The organism is Flavobacterium sp. SORGH_AS_0622 (assembly GCF_030818825.1).
Classification (GTDB): domain Bacteria; phylum Bacteroidota; class Bacteroidia; order Flavobacteriales; family Flavobacteriaceae; genus Flavobacterium.
This window is the reverse complement of sequence record NZ_JAUTAX010000001.1, coordinates 1,065,219-1,081,562: the sequence shown is the minus strand read 5'-3', so window position 1 is coordinate 1,081,562 and position 16,344 is coordinate 1,065,219. Positions and strand designations below refer to the sequence as shown.

9 protein-coding genes are annotated in these 16,344 nt (G+C 34.9%); all 9 read right to left on the bottom strand.

Translation table 11 applies throughout. The features are described from left to right. Nucleotides 1–170 precede the first annotated feature (170 nt). Nucleotides 171–269, bottom strand: coding sequence for an AraC family transcriptional regulator (locus tag QE431_RS04620; protein WP_307293095.1), 99 nt, complete (start codon nucleotides 267–269; stop codon nucleotides 171–173). A 623-nt stretch (nucleotides 270–892) separates the two neighbouring features. Then, on the bottom strand, nucleotides 893–1,792 hold the full coding sequence (locus tag QE431_RS04615; RefSeq protein WP_307293092.1) for an ROK family protein: 900 nt from the start codon (nucleotides 1,790–1,792) through the stop codon (nucleotides 893–895). Between the two features lie 22 nt (nucleotides 1,793–1,814). After that, nucleotides 1,815–3,278, bottom strand: a complete 1,464-nt coding sequence (locus tag QE431_RS04610) for a glycoside hydrolase family 125 protein (RefSeq protein WP_307293090.1) — start codon at nucleotides 3,276–3,278, stop codon at nucleotides 1,815–1,817. Between the two features lie 6 nt (nucleotides 3,279–3,284). After that, entirely contained in the window at nucleotides 3,285–5,570 is a 2,286-nt protein-coding gene (locus QE431_RS04605) for a GH92 family glycosyl hydrolase (RefSeq protein ID WP_307293088.1), read from the bottom strand. 130 nt (nucleotides 5,571–5,700) lie between these two features. Further along, entirely contained in the window at nucleotides 5,701–7,962 is a 2,262-nt protein-coding gene (locus QE431_RS04600; protein WP_307293084.1) for a GH92 family glycosyl hydrolase, read from the bottom strand. A gap of 163 nt (nucleotides 7,963–8,125) precedes the next feature. After that, complete coding sequence (locus tag QE431_RS04595; RefSeq protein WP_307293081.1) at nucleotides 8,126–10,051, bottom strand: glycoside hydrolase family 2 protein; 1,926 nt, start codon at nucleotides 10,049–10,051, stop codon at nucleotides 8,126–8,128. 444 nt (nucleotides 10,052–10,495) lie between these two features. Then, entirely contained in the window at nucleotides 10,496–12,010 is a 1,515-nt protein-coding gene (locus QE431_RS04590; RefSeq protein WP_281867631.1) for a SusD/RagB family nutrient-binding outer membrane lipoprotein, read from the bottom strand. An 11-nt stretch (nucleotides 12,011–12,021) separates the two neighbouring features. Further along, the gene (locus QE431_RS04585) at nucleotides 12,022–15,114 is read right to left on the bottom strand and encodes a SusC/RagA family TonB-linked outer membrane protein (RefSeq protein WP_307293077.1); all 3,093 of its coding nucleotides are present in this window, start codon (nucleotides 15,112–15,114) and stop codon (nucleotides 12,022–12,024) included. 195 nt (nucleotides 15,115–15,309) lie between these two features. After that, nucleotides 15,310–16,320, bottom strand: coding sequence for a LacI family DNA-binding transcriptional regulator (locus tag QE431_RS04580; protein ID WP_307293075.1), 1,011 nt, complete (start codon nucleotides 16,318–16,320; stop codon nucleotides 15,310–15,312). Between the last annotated feature and the right edge of the window lie 24 nt (nucleotides 16,321–16,344).

Here is a 16,344-nt window from a genome sequence, read left to right as displayed (position 1 = left end):
ACGACAGTAAGAGGCAGAAAAATCCCCGCAGAACAGTAAGATACCATCTTAAGCTATTCAAAATACAGATATAGAAGTTTTGTAGCAAAATCATGGCACATCATTTTTTTAAAAAGAAAAACTCAGCAAATTAAGGCTTGTGGAGTTTAGGTTCGAATGGTATGTAGGTTTTAATTCAAATGCCTATAATCATTAGGTGTACCCCCAACTTTCAATTTAAATAACCTTGTAAAATGTTGTGGATACTTAAAACCCAGTTCCGTCGCCATGTCATTTATCGTCTGGATATACAAACATTTACTGGAGAATCAGAAAAGAATATTATAATAAATTGAAATCTATTTTTTTGTTTAACAAAATATTTTGCATTCACAAAGAATTCCCATGAATCATAAAATAAAAATTTTGAAATAGATTGAAATCATCAAAACTCTAATTACGCAAAACCCCCATAATAATGTTCTAAAGATACCTTCAAAATACATCAATTGACAAATAAATATCAATTTCAAATTTTGAAAGCTCTGGAAATTCCATAATTTTTTTGTATATTTATGCTGTTTTTAACCTATATTTGACTTGAGAAATTGGTTAAGATTTCGAGGTACACTTTTTTACTGTGCCGACTCTTAAATAGCATACGAAGCCTAGTATTTACTAGGGGTTTAATACATCGAGGAGGAACCTCTTTCTCCGCCAGATGGAGTTTCAGAAGAAATTCTAAAAGTCAAATCCTTTAAATCTTACGATTTAAAGGATTTTTTTTATTGCTTTTAATAGAAAATATACTGTTTTCACAGAACCGACAAAACTTTTACAAAGGCAACCTAAGAAGCTTTAAAACAACTGTAAAATAAAAACGGATGAGTAATTGACTCATCCGTTTTTATTTTTAATCACAAAGAAAACTGACTGCTCCTAATAAGGCTGCAACTTCATTGTCATTTGAAATGGAAACCTCAATTTTAAAACCAGATTCCTGAATTATTTTATTAAAGGAATGCAAAAACAAATCGCTTGCATTGGCTATTTTTCCACCAATAATAATATGATCTGCTGTAAAGTTGGCAATCCATGGAATTGCGACTGTTGCTAAGTCCTCTCCCATTCTTTCAAATACTTGAATTGCCTGCTTATCTCCATTTTTCGCTAGATTGTAAAGTTCTAAACCATTATTAAGATCGCTACCACTTAATGATTTGTAATGTGATAAAAGACCTCTAACTGAAACATAATCTTCTGCAATTCCATCTTTATAAGATAGATTGTATATTTCGCCATCAGCGGGAACAGAATTACCCGAACTTATTGATGCTCCTTTGTCAATAAAACAAGCTCCTAATCCTGTGCCTAATGTTACAGCCATTACTTTTTTAGAAAGATTTTCCTGTTGTTTAAAAACTTCTCCTTTTCCAAAACAAACAGCGTCATTTTCAAAAAGAATTGGAAAATCTGCAGGAAAATCTAGAGTTTTTAAAAGCAATTCTCGAATGTTTAATCCGTAAAAATGTTCGTATTTAGACTGATCTTTAATCCAGCAAATTCCATTTTTATAATCAAATGGTCCAGGCATGCAAATTGCAATTCCGATAATATTTTTAATCTTAGAATTTTCTATTGCAGTGCTAATTACTTTTTTCCAGATACCCATAACCTCATCTGCAGGTCTATTCGAATCAAAAGATTCTTTACAGAGCGAAAAATCAAGAACTTTCATTTCTGCTTTATCAATAACCGCAGCTGTAATGTGCGTTCCTCCTATATCCAGCCCAATGGCGTATGATGTATTCATTTTTAATTCTTTAGCTTTAGTACTAGATATTTTTGTCTTTTAAAATTTGAGGGTAATGAATACTGGTATGTACAATCATTTCGCCAAATAATGTATTCGCCCAAGCAAACCATTTACGAGTAAACTTGTTTACATCGTCTTTATGAAATGATTCGTGCATAAATCCAGTATCGGCATTTGTTTGTATTAAATTGCTGATGCAGTTTTTTATTTCTTTTTCGTCTACACTTGTAATGGCTCTCAAAACAATACTCATTGGCCAAATCGTATCTACTCCTGTGTGCGGACCACCAATACCTTCTCCTGCTTTTCCTTTATAAAAAAATGGATTATTCTCAGACAGTACTACTTTTCTTGTATTCAGATATAAAGGATCATTTGGAGCAATAGCACCTAAATACGGCAATGATAATAATGACGGTACATTGGCATCGTCCATCATGTGGAAACTGCCGTATCCGTTTACTTCAAAAGCTATAATTTTTCCGAATTTTGGGTGATTGATAATTCCGTGTTCATTAAGACCCTTCTGAACCTCATCTCTTAATTTTGTGACTTTCGCAACTAAATCATTATCCTTTAAGGCTGGAAGAGAGAAAATTTCAATTAGATAGCCCAATATTTCAATCGCAAACATATTACTCGGAATCAGATAACCGAATAAAGTAGAATCGTCGCTTGGCCTGAAAGTTGAAACTATTAATCCGCAAGGTTTTACAGGATAACCATAACCTCCTAACGGAACGCCGTCTGTTGCCCACGCCGTCTGACGCTGAAAACTATAAGGTCCGCCTTTGCCATCCATTCGCTGCTGTTCTTTAAAAGTCTGCAGGATTAAAAGCATCGCTTCTTTCCATTTTGCATCAAACAAACTGATGTCTCCTGTTGCTTTCCAATATCCATGCGCTAATCGAACGGGATAACACAAACTGTCAATTTCCCATTTTCTTTCATGAATTCCGGGCTGCATTTTAGTAAGGTCATTTTTCCACTCGCTTTCTTTTGTAAAATCTTTATAAAAGGCATTTGCATACGGATCCAAAAGAATGCATTTCGCTTGACGATTAATTACTCCTTTTACCAGTTCTGCCAGTTTTGGATCTTCTTTTACAAACGGAATATACGGCCAGATCTGCGCTGTACTGTCTCTTAACCACATGGCATCAATATCTCCTGTAATTACGTAGGTATCTGGCTTTCCATCGATAATTTCAAAATCGACAGTAGTATCTAAAGTGTTTGGAAAACAGTTTTCAAATATCCATGCCAGTTCTGGATTGGCAATTTGTTTTTTAATGCGCACGATAGCGGCTTCAATTGCTTTACTCGTAAATTTTCTTTCGGCAACGGGAGGCCTTTTTGAAACAAAATCTTTTAGTGGAAACTGAAAAGTATCTGAATTAAATCCGAAAGCTTCTGTCTGAAGTGCCAGTAATCCTGCTGAAAAAATGCCTGCATTTCTTATAAATTTTCTACGTGACTGCATATATTTTTATTTTGAAGTTGAATAAGAATATGGGAATGCTTCTTTTGTTGTACCTCTTTTAAAATTTGGAGAATTGATCATATCAAAATTTAATTCTCCTCCTTTTAATACATCAAAATGATTGATATAATTTTTAAAATAAAGAGCATTATTCCATTTTAATTCGTTTACATATTTGTTAGTTTCTGAATTATTAGGCGCATTGATAATAAACTGCTTTCCGTTTTCTAACTGTAAAGTTGTTTTCTTAAACAAAGGCGCTCCCAAAACATATTCTTCTGTTCCTGGACAAACTGGATAGAATCCCATGGCTGAGAAAATATACCAAGCAGAAGTTTGTCCGTTATCTTCATCTCCGCAATAACCATCTGGAGTAGGCTTGTATAAACGATTCATGACTTCTCTTGACCAATATTGTGTTTTCCAAGGCTCTCCTGCATAATTGTACAAATAAATCATGTGCTGAATTGGCTGGTTTCCATGAGCATATTGTCCCATATTCATAATTTGCATTTCGCGAATTTCATGAATAACGGCTCCATAATAACTGTCATCAAAAACGGGAGGCATTGTAAATACTGCATCTAATTTCGCTGTGAAATTTTTCTCTCCTCCCATTAAATCAATCAAGCCCTGAATATCATGAAAAACACTCCAACTGTAATGCCAGCTGTTTCCTTCAGTAAAGGCATCTCCCCATTTAAACGGATTAAAATTACGGGGGAAACTTCCGTCTTTATTTCGTCCGCTCATTAATCCAATTTCCGAATTGTAGAGTTTTTTATAATTCAGCATTCGTTTTTCAAAAATGCTGATTTCCTTTTTCGGGCGATTTAATGCTTTTGCCAATTTCCAAATCGCAAAATCATCATAGGCATATTCAAGTGTTCTAGCCGCATTTTCATTAATCTTCACGTCATACGGAACATACCCAAGAGTATTGTAATATTGAACTCCTTTTCTGCCCACAGCATCCATTGGCCCTTCATTATTGGCTCCGTGCAGCAAAGCTTCGTATAAAGTATTGATATCATAGCCGCGTAATCCTTTCATGTAAGCATCTGAAACTACAGAAGCAGAATTATTTCCTACCATTACATTTCTAAAACCTGGGCTTGACCATTCTGGAAGAAATCCGCCTTCTTTATAATCGTTTATTAAACCTTCCTGCATTTCTTTGTTTATAGAAGGATAAACGAGATTTAACAGAGGATATAAAGCACGGAAAGTATCCCAAAATCCCGTTCCCGCATACATATAGCCTTGCAACACTTTTCCGTTGTATGGACTGTAGTGCACAATTTTTCCGTCTTTATCAATTTCATATTGTTTTTGAGGAAAACAAACTGTACGGTATAAACAAGAATAAAAAGTCTTTAACTGATCGGTATTATTATCTTCTACAGCAATTTTCCCTAGAACTTTATTCCATTCGGCCTTAGATTGCGAAACTGTTTCTTCAAAAGTCGATGTACCTAATTCGTTTTTTAGGTTCAATTCTGCCTGTTCTGGACTTATAAAAGAAGATGCTATTCTAACATTTACTTTTTCTCCTTTATTAGTTTTAAATCCGATAACTGCTCCTACATGATTTCCTTGAGCTTCTATTTTATCAGCGGTTAAATCTTTATCCAACCAAGTCAAATTACTTTCAAACTTTTTATCAAATTCTAATACAAAATAGTTCTTGAAATTTTGTGGAACCCCACCGCTATTTCGTGTTGTATAACCTATTATTTTATTCTCTGATGGAATTATTTTGATATAAGACCCCTTATCAAATGCATCGATCACAATAGAAGATTTTTCATTTTCGGGAAATGTAATCTGAAAATGTGCTGCTCTTTCTGTTGTTGTAATTTCGGTCGTAACGTCATGATCGGCCAAATAAACGCTGTAATAATACGGTTTTGAAACCTCAGCTTTATGGCTAAACCAGCTTGCTCTTTCGTCTTCGGCGAAAGCCAATTTACCCGTAACTGGCATAATCGAAAACTGACCGTAATCGTTCATCCAAGGCGAAGGCTGATGCGTCTGTTTAAATCCTCTAATTTTTTCTGCTGTATATGTATAAGCCCATCCATCGCCCATTTTGCCCGTTTGAGGAGTCCAGAAATTCATTCCCCACGGCCTGCAGATGGCGGGATACGTATTTCCGTTCGAAAGATTATGTAATGATTGTGTTCCCATTAATGGGTTTACATATTCTACAGGATCTAAAGCTTTTACCTGCGCGTTTAAAAAAAGACAGGATTGTAATATTCCTAAAAAAATTAAACTCTTTATTTTCATTTTTTTTTTTGCTTTATGCTTTAAGCCATAAGCTTTAAGCTTTTAATCTTTGTCTAAATACCTGCAAGGTTTTGAAAATCTCGCAGGAGCGTTGCTGAAAAATCTAAAATCTAAAATCAGAAATCTTAAATTATTGAGGCCTATCTTCTTTCTTAATCCCAAAAGTTGATGACGGTTTACTTCCCATAAATAATCTCAATTCTCCTCCCTTTACGATCATCTCTTGTGTGATATATGATTTTGTATATGGTTTTCCGTTATATTCTGCTTTTTGGATGTAGATGTTTGAAACACTGTTATTAACCGCATTTATTGTAAATGAAATGCCTTTTTTATGATGAATTACAGCACTGTTTACTAACGGACTTCCCAGAACATAAATTCCGTTTGCAGGATTAACCGAATAGAATCCCATAGAAGATAAAATATACCAAGCCGACATTTGTCCTAAATCTTCGTTCCCACACAATCCGTCTGGTTTTACAGAATAAAATTTATCGTCGATTTCACGAATTAATTTCGCTGTTTTCCAAGGCTGTCCAGCATAAGCGTACAAATACGGAATATGATGATTTGGTTCATTTCCATGAGCATACTGACCTATTAAACCGCTAATATCCGGCGAAACATCCTCACCTTCTACTTTATCTGTCAGTAAGAAAAGTGAATCTAGTTTTGCAATAAATTTATCTTCACTGCCAAATAAATCAATTAAACCGTACGGATCTTGCGGAACCAGCCAAGTGTACTGCCACGCATTTCCTTCGACATAATCGTCTTTTCGATGTGCTGAAGAAAGCGGATTAAACGGTGTCCTCCAATTTCCATTGCTCAATTTACCGCGCATAAAAGTGGTTTCTTTATCAAAATACAGTTTGTATAAATTGGCTCTTTTGGTAAAATAAGTATAATCGTCTGTTTTGTTTAAAGCTTTTGCCATCAAAGCAATACAATAATCATCGATAGCATATTCTAAAGCATTCCCTACAGATTCCAGCATTTTATCGGCAGGAATATATTCTAATCTCTGAACATAATCCATTCCGTCACGCGTTTGCATTGCCGTTTTTTTGATGGCTTCATAGGCTAAATTGACATCGTAATCTCGATATCCTTTTAAATAAGCATCGACGATAACGGCAATAGAATGATTTCCATTCATTGTATTGGTTTCGTTACCCATTAAATGCCAGACTGGCAATCTGCCCTGCTGTTGATAAATCGCTAAAAACGACTTTACAATATCATTGATTTTTTCAGGCTGTGTAATGGTGTATAATGGATGCAGTCCACGGTAAGTATCCCAAAGTGAAAAAGTGGTGTAGTTGGTAAAATTGGCTTTTTCATATACTTTTTTGTCTGTTCCTCTATAATCTCCATTAGCATCGTTAAAAATACAAGGGGCAAACATGGTGTGGTACAATGAAGTATAAAAAACTTTCATTGTTTTCTCGTCTCCTTTTATCTGAATTTTATTAAGTTCCTTGTTCCATTTTGAATCTGCCAGTTTTACAATAGCTTCAAAATCCCAATCAGGAATTTCTGCTTTTATATTGGCAGATGCATTTTCTGCACTTACTGGAGAAATTCCGACTTTTACCAGAATTTGTTTGTTTTTTAAAGTTTTAAAATCTAAAACCGCTTTTATTTTTAAGCCTTCTCCTTGCGTTCCTCTTATCACAGCTGTACTGTCATAAACCATCATATTGGTGATTGGTTCAGAAAATTCCATTGCAAAATAAATACGCTGATCTGAAGCCCAGCCTGCAGAATAGCGATATCCTTCAATTTTGGTTTCGCTTATTTTTTTGATGAAAGTTTTTACGGGTCTGTCCCAGCCAATTCCGTCCGCCAGATCAATTAAAATATGTGAATCGTTTGTGTTTTCGAAAGTATATTTATGAAAACCAACTCTTTCGCTGGCTGTTAATTCGGCCTTGACCTTATATTTATCCAATAAAACGCTGTAATATCCTGGTTTAGTCACTTCGTTTTTATGAGAGAAATAAGAGCCGTAACCGTTTATCATATCTTCTTTTGTCCCTTTTGTCAAACCTACTTTTCCGCTGACAGGAAGCACCAAAATATCATTTAAATCGCCAATTCCAGTTCCGCTTAAATGCGTGTGTGTGAAACCCAAAATGGTATTACTGGCATAATTGTAACCGCTGCACCAGTCCCATCCTTCAAAAATATTTACCGGACCTAACTGCACCGCTCCAAAAGGAACATTTGCACCTACAAATACGTGACCATGACCCGCCGAACCAATAAGCGGATCTACATATTTTGTATAATTTATATCGGTTTGTTTTCCTTTTTTTTGCTGTGAAATTGCCGGATTAGCAAAAAATAAATTTAATGCCAAGACACCGCTTAATAGTATTCTCATATTTTATTTTTTAATTCTGTGTGTTAGACGCAATACAGTGCGTCTCTACGAAACCTTTGTCCCTTTGTCCCTTTGTATCTCTGAACCTTTGAACCTCTATTTATATCTTTCCAAAACCTCAAACAAAGAATAAATTTTAATTTCTGGTTTTGTTATTTTCCCTTCAAACGAAATTGTTTTTTTCTTCTCCTGATTTTAAATCAAAATAATTATCGCTCCATTTTCCATTATATCCTTTCATCGAAATGCAAACGTATTTTGCCATTTTCTGAGCTTTTATGATTATGTTATTTCCTTTTATTTCCCAGCTGATTTTTGGATCTTCCAGTTGCAAATCTTTCGGATGTGTAAAATCAGTTTCTGGTTTTATGTCATCTCTGTACGCTTCCTTAATAGCATACCAGGCTGCTTTTGGCTGTCGGTTATTATAATCAGTAATACTCCAGCTTGCTACTGGCCAGCAATCATTTAACTGCCAAACTAAAGTTCCCATATTGTAAGGCGCTTTCGAACGATGAATTCCAACAATATTTTTGATTGAATAATAATGCAGACACTGACTCAAATAGGCATAATCTTCCAAGTTCATCTTTTTTATTTTAGTGGCATCGATGAAATATTTACCTAAATAGGAATCTAATTTCTCAAAACCTTTGCCCGCTTTTAAATGTACTTTTAGTATATCTGAATATAAATGAAGGTCTTCTGGAGAAGTAAAACTTTCAATTGAAGCATAATTCGGTAAAGACAGCATTCCGTATTCGCTCACAAAACGTCCTGTTTTTTTCTGAACGGCTTCAATATCCTCCAATCCCCACCAAATTCCCCAATAGTGGCTGTCTCCTTCGGTTACACTTTTTGCTTTTGACCAATGATGTAAAGGCGACGAACTTAAATACGGACGTTTACCATCGACTTCTTTTACCCATTTCGGAATACTGTCATGAAATAAACGTGTATAATCTTTCCACAAACGGATTGAATCTTGTTTTGAAATTTTGAAACTTTTCATCCAGCCCCAATTTTTAAAGGCTTCATCAGATTCGTTGTTACCGCACCATAAAACGATGCTAGGATGATGGCGAAGTCGTTTTACCTGATACTGAACTTCTTTTTTTACATTATCAAAAAAGGCGTCATCTCCAGGAACCATTGTACCAGCGAACATAAAATCCTGCCAGACATTTATTCCGTATTTATCGCATAAATCGTAGAAGTAATCGTCTTCATAAATGCCTCCGCCCCAAACGCGAAGCATGTTCATATTGGCTTCTTTGGCAGATAAAACTATTTTTTCATATTCTTTTTTATTTACTCTAGAAAGAAAAGCGTCTGATGGAATATAATTGGCTCCTTTCATGTAAACTGGCTTTCCATCAATTTTAAAATAGAAAGATCTACCCAAACTATCTGGCTCTTGTATTAATTCAATCTTTCGATTTAAAACATAAGGTTTCTCAGGATTTTTTTTGTCATAAGATTCCAATCTTGGCGTTTTCCAGATTCCGCAAGTTGTAAATTTTGGTCCCCAATCCCAGCCAAAATGGTATTGTGCTTTGCGAATATAAGCACGCGGATTGTCTGGAATTACAAATGGATAATCTTTTTTAGCCAGCGAATCAACCACATTTTGTGCCGATTGAAATACGATTCGTAAGTCGTTACTTCCTGATTTCAAGACTTTTTTAACGTCAACTCGCCATTGACGAAACATATTATCCGCTTTTAAAACCAGCTGATTGTTTACATAAACAGATGCATAAGTATCTAATCCGTCAAAAACTAAATCTGTGTTTTTCTTTTTCAGCATATTTGCTGTGACCTGAAAAGTGGTTTCGTATTCCCAGTTTTTGCGTTCTATCCATTGCAGTTTTTTTTCGTTATCTCTGTAAAACGGATCTGGTATTAATTTACTGTTAAGCAAATCTGTATGAATTTCTCCTGGCACATGGGCTGGATACCATTTTTGTGTTTTTTCTTCACGGTATTTCCAATTATTTTTTAGATCAATATGCTGCGCAAAGGCAATTGATGTAAAAACTGCCATACACGAACACAATAGCCAATGAAGTCTTTTTTGATAGTTCATTTTACTGAGTAATATTTTATACCTTCTAAAATTACTAAAAAAGGTAAGTAATCTGGTTTTTTTGGCAGTTTTAGAGAAGGAAAGAACTGACCGCAGCATTCCTTCTCTTTAGAATTTATTCTTTGTTAGTAACTCTAAAATACAACTAGAAATATCTTCTTTACCACTGCCTTATACTATATTTTTGATTTTGATATGGTTCGTTTTTAAATTCAAAAAACTGAAATACACTTTAGGTATAGTTTTGAAATTTTTTAAAAACAGAAACTAAATCCATCTTTTTCAGCATAAACTATATTTGTTGTATGCGAAAAAAAAGCATTTGAATCTGTAAAATAACTTTTCAATACTTACACTTTCAGACGAATCAATTTTGATGATTTAAAAATAAGCCGGGCATGCTCAGTACCCGACTTATCTTAACTAACCAACCTAATTTAAAAATTATTTATCCCACCAGATTCTTGTGGTCATTAAATCTAAACCTTGACGTTGAATTGCTTCTTTATAATTAGCCTCGTTTGTAATAAGTTCTGACTGATCATAAATTAATCTTCTTGGAATTGTCCCTTTTGTTTCTCCAGTTGGATCATTAACAGGAACTAATACAGGATAACCCGTTCTTCTGTATTCTGAAAATGCTTCAAAACCATTAAACAGTAAAACAATCCATTTTTGAGTGATAATCTGTTCGATTTTTTCTGCTTCTGTTCCTGAAGCTTTAAAAGGATATGTCGTAATGTAAGTATTGTATTCTGCTGGTGAAACTGCTGGTACCTTATCTCCAAAAATGGTTAAGATATTCATAGCCGCTCTCACTCCATTTTCGTAATAAGTTTGAGCCGATCCGCCAACGTTCCATCCTTTTACCGCAGCTTCAGCCAATAAAAACTGAACCTCAGCATAAGACATAATCAATGTTGGAGCATCTAAACGCAATACTGTTGAAGTATTTGGATCTGAGAAAAGTTTTTTATCTCCTCCCGGAAATTCTTTTGCATCATTTGCCAAACCTTGCTGACTTGCAGGATTATTATCTCCTGTAGCTTCTAGTTTTGCATAAATTCTTAAACGAGGATCGTTTGTATTTTTCAATAAATCGATGAATGTTTTACTGAATTTAATGTTCGATTCTCCTCCGTTCAAATCGTTTCTCACCCAAGAAGAGGTGATTGGATTGGTTTTAACTCCAGCAGGACCTGCATCGTGTTTTAGAACCAAACTGTCATCATTTGAAGTAAAAACGCCTTTAGAATACGCTTTTTCTACAAATTCTTTTGCTTTTGCAGGATTTACTTTAGACAAACGCATTGCTACTCTTAACATTAAAGAGTTTGCCAATTTCTTCCATCTTGCAACATCACTTTGGTAATACAAATCGGCATTTCCAACAAAAGGTTTTCCAGCATCTAATGCAGTTCCAGCTTCATCTAATTCTTTTAAAAGATCGTTGTAAATAGCTTCTTGTGTATCATATTTCGGAGAAAAAACGTTTCCGTTGTATCCTTTTCCTGCTTCAAAATAAGGAACTTCACCGTAAGTATCTGTTAGTTTTTGGAACAAGAAAACTTTCATAATTCTACAGGCCTGAATCATATTTGAATTCTCTGGCGTGTTCTCGACTACAGATAATAACTGGAAAATCTGATTTAATCCTTTTCCGTAAGTTTCACCAAAAAGAGCAGCCGAATATTCCGAAGAATACGTGTATTTTGAGCCTGGCCCTCCAAGTGAAGAAAATTGCTGTACAATTTGTGCTGCGTACAAGTTATTTCCTCTTGTGTTAGAGAAATCTTGTCCGTCTACATAAATCTCTGCAAGTGTAAACATTGATTTTACCGCTGGATCTGTTAAAGCATTTGGATTCTTATTCATTTCTTCGAATCCTTTATCGCATGAAGCTAATGTCATAGCACTAACAATTGCGACACAAAATATTTTGATATATCTATTTTTCATCTTTTTTAGTATTAGAATTTGACATTAAGGGCAAAACCATAGTTTCTTGTCAAAGGCATAGAAGCTCTCTCCATACCTTGAGCATTACTGTTTGAATAGTTTGACTCTGGATCGATATTTGGAACTTTGTCATAAATGGTCCATAAATTATGAGCTGAAAATGCTAAACTAACAGACTGGAATGGCGTTCTTTTTAAATATTCTTTTGGGAAATTATAAGCAAATGAAATTGCTCTAAGCTTCACAAAGTCAGCATCGTAAACAAAGTTTGATGTTACATCACTATAGCTTCTCCAGTAATCGTATGCCGAAACCGTGGTGTTTACAGGGTTTCCGTTAACATCTGTTCCGCTTACTGCAACTCCAGTTTCACGACCAGGAAGTGTAATTTCAGATAATCCGTAACGTGTTCCTAACTGATTGGTAGCAGAATAGATTTCTCCTCCAAATTTAGCATCAACAAAAACAGAAAGAGTAAAATTTTTATATGAAAAATCATTTGAAAGTCCCATAGATGTTGGCGCAACACCTTGTCCCGCAATGATTAAATTTCCTCTTAAGAATTTTCCATTTGTATCTAACACAATGTTACCATTTGCATCTCTTAAATAATCGTACGCTTTAATAACTCCAAAAGGCTGTCCTTTTTCTAAAACTACATTAGCTCTTCCGTCTCTGTTTCCTTCTAATGTTTTGGTTGTGATTTTATCAGAGAGATTTAAAACTTCACTATCGTTGTAAGCAAAATTATAACCTACGTTCCAAGAGAAATTTTCAGTCTTAACTGCTTTTACATTAATAGCAAACTCCACCCCTTTGTTTAGAATTTCTCCAACATTAATTTTTGTAGTTCTATATCCTGAAGCTTGAGAAACATCGGCATCTGTAATATCATTTGTTGTTTTCTTGCTGTAGAATGTTAAGTCTGTACTTACTCTGTTGTTGAAAAACGTGTTTTCAAAACCAAATTCGATTGTACTTACGTTATACGGTTTTAAAGTTCTATTCGGAATTGTTTCTCCATTTACACCCAAAATTGGCTGACCTAATGAATCTGTTTGTCCGTCTGGCGTAGTATAAGTCAATGCCAAAGCGTAAGCATCTGGTAATGCTCCTCCAACGTTACCCCAGCCTGCTCTAATTTTACCATACGAAATCCACTCAGGAAGACCTATAACTTCAGAATAAATAAAACTTGAACTTACAGAAGGATAAAAAGTGCTGTTATTTGCAGGATCTAAAGTGGAGAACCAATCCTCACGGCCTGTTAAACTTAAGAATAAGAAATCTTTGTATCCAATATCTGCTGAATAGAAAAGAGAGTTTACTTCACTTTCAGAAAATAATTTTTCAGTTTTATCTGGCTGTGTATTTCCGTAGAAATATTTGAACGGAACAATAAAGTTATTTCCTTTCATTTTAATACCGCTGTATCTATTATGCTGACGGTTTGCACCAATAAAGGCATCCAATGAAAGGTCTTTAGCAATATCTCCTTTGTAGCCTAAAAAACCAGAAGCATTTACTTCAGAACGCGTTTCAATTCTGTTTTCAATAGATCCTCCTGGGTTGTAATTTATTCCAGTAGGCTCAATTTCAGTATATTCATAATTGATATCATCAATACCAATAACAGCTTTAGCATAAATTTTATCTGTAATGTTATAATTTACTTTTGCAGAACCAATAAAACGCTTTCTAAGATCGTCATTTAAAGGAGATTTCGTAGCAAAATATGGGTTTGTATGATATACATTGGCTCCTAAAAAGTCTTCTTCACCACCGTTTGCATCATAAGGATTGCTTATCCATCTGATATCTGTTCCTGGAGTCATGAAAGTCGTTGGGAAAGATGGGTTTCTTGGTGAATCATTTAAGTATGGACGATTATGACTTTTCTCCGAAATATACTGAGCATTACTCTCTATGCTTATTTTTTTATTTGGAGCCGAATTTAAACTCAAAGCCACGTTGTTTCTTCCAAAAGTAGTTTCTGGCAAAATAGATTCGTCTTTAGTATTTCCAAAAGATAATCTAAAGTTTGTTGATTCATTTCCTCCAGAAATTGCTAAAGTATTACTGAAAGAATATCCTGTTCTGTAGAAATTCTCCACATTATCTTTTCCGTAAGCTTGATAAGGTCTAGTTTTACCGTCAAGAGATAATGAAGGTGTTCCGTCATATTTATCTCCCCATGCAAAATAGTACGAATCTCTAAGTTCTTGTAAATTGGTAAATCTAGTTGGAACACCGCTTGCATTTGGAGCTCCGGCACCATATTGATCTTGCCATTTTAAAAGGCTAGCAGGTGTATTGAAAGTAGAATTTGTACTGAAGTCTACACCAATTCCTGATCCGTTTTTACCTTTTTTAGTTGTAATTAAGATAACACCATTTGATCCTCTGTACCCATAAAGCGCAGAAGCGGCACTACCTTTTAAGACAGACATCGAAGCAATATCATCTGGATTGAAAGAAGACATACCATCACCTTTATCGGCACCACCCCACATTCCAGCATTTCCCTGCTGAGTATTGTCAATCGGAATTCCATCTACAACATATAAAGGCTGGTTAAGTCCAGACGCAGAAGTTGCTCCACGAATTACAACACGGCTCGAACCAGAAGGTCCTGTAACTGGTGCAGAAACGTTTACTCCGGCAATTTTACCTTGAAGTGCATTTCCTAAGTTAATTTCTTTATTTTTTGTCAGGTCCTCGCCTTTTAATTCTCCTACGGCATAACCTAGACTTTTCTTTTGTTTTTTAACTCCGAATGAAGTTACTACAACATCTTTTAATTCCTGTGTGTTTTCAATTAATACAACAGAAACTCTGCTTTCGTTTTCCTGAAGTACCACCTGTTTTGACTGAAATCCCATCGAGGATACATTAAGAGTAACTTTCCCTTCAGGAACATTCATTTTAAAACGCCCTTCGGCATCTGTAACAGCACTAAATGGCTTTCCTTGAACTTCAATTGACGCAGCAACAACTCCCTTGTTTTCTGCATCTGTAACTATGCCGGTTATTAATCGATTTTGCGCGGCAGCACTTAAACTGCTAAGCAATATCACTCCTAACACTGCTAATATTCGTCTCATAAGCTTTTTGTTTTGGTTATTGGTTTTGACTCGTTTTGTTGATTTGTGTTTGTTTTTAAATAATTAATAAAAAATTGTACTCTGTTTGCAATATCATAATAAACAGCTGTTTAAGGCTGCAGTTGATTTTTAGTTTTTTACTAAATCGTTTTAGCAAAATGATTAAAAAAAAGTCCTCACCTTTTTTTAAATTTTTTAAACCGATTCTCTTACGATCAAAGTTCCTTTCTCGAGAACCTTTTCTATTTTGAAATCATCAAAGTTTGTCATCTGATTCATTAAGAGCTGAATTGATTTTACCGCTATATCCTCTATTGGCTGCGCAATAACAGTTATTGTTGGTGTATGAAGTTTGAAACTGTCGTGATCATCGAAACTGATAACCGAAATGTCTTCTGGAATTTTGTATTTTAAAAGCCTAAAAGCCTGAAGTCCTGCTAGTCCGAGGTAATTTGCTAAAAACAGAACTGCATCTATCTCTTTATTTTTATTAAAAAAGTCTATGATTGCTTCAATTCTGCTTTGTTCACTAGCATGGTAATCTAGATGCAGCGTATAATTCTCGTTGTAAATACCTTCTTCTTTTAACGCTTCAACATATCCCTTTTCTCTCAGCTTCATCTGGATCATACCAGATTTATTATTAACGACAGCTATATTTTTGCGTCCCTTGTTCATCAAGAATTTAGCAGCCGAGTAAGATCCTTCGTAGTTATCCATTACAACATGACTTACTTTTTGATTGGCAAAATACCTATCAATTAGTACAACTGGTTTCTGTAATTTTAAAAGATGACTGATTGTTTTCTCTAAATTTCGGGTTGGAGTAATAATAAACCCTTCTACATTGGCTTGCAAAAGACTTTCTATCAATTCTTCCGAACGATTATTATCATCTCCTGTACTGCAGTAAAAAACCCTGTAATCAATATTTTTGGCTTCGTCTTCAATAACTCTTGCCAGATCTGCAAAAAACTGGTTCGATATATCTTCAACAATAAGTCCGATTGATCTTGTTTTTCCTGTTCGCAAACTGCTGGCGATCATGCTTGGTTTGTAGTGCAGTTTTTGCGCCACATCCTGAACTTTTTTGATTACAGTGGGGCTGATAGCCATTTTTTCGCCTTTGCCGTTGATAACAAAAGACACAGTAGAAATCGAAACTTCTGCCTGTTTCGCAATATCTCTAATTGTAATCTTTTTCATCGGGTAATAGATTTATATTTGAAT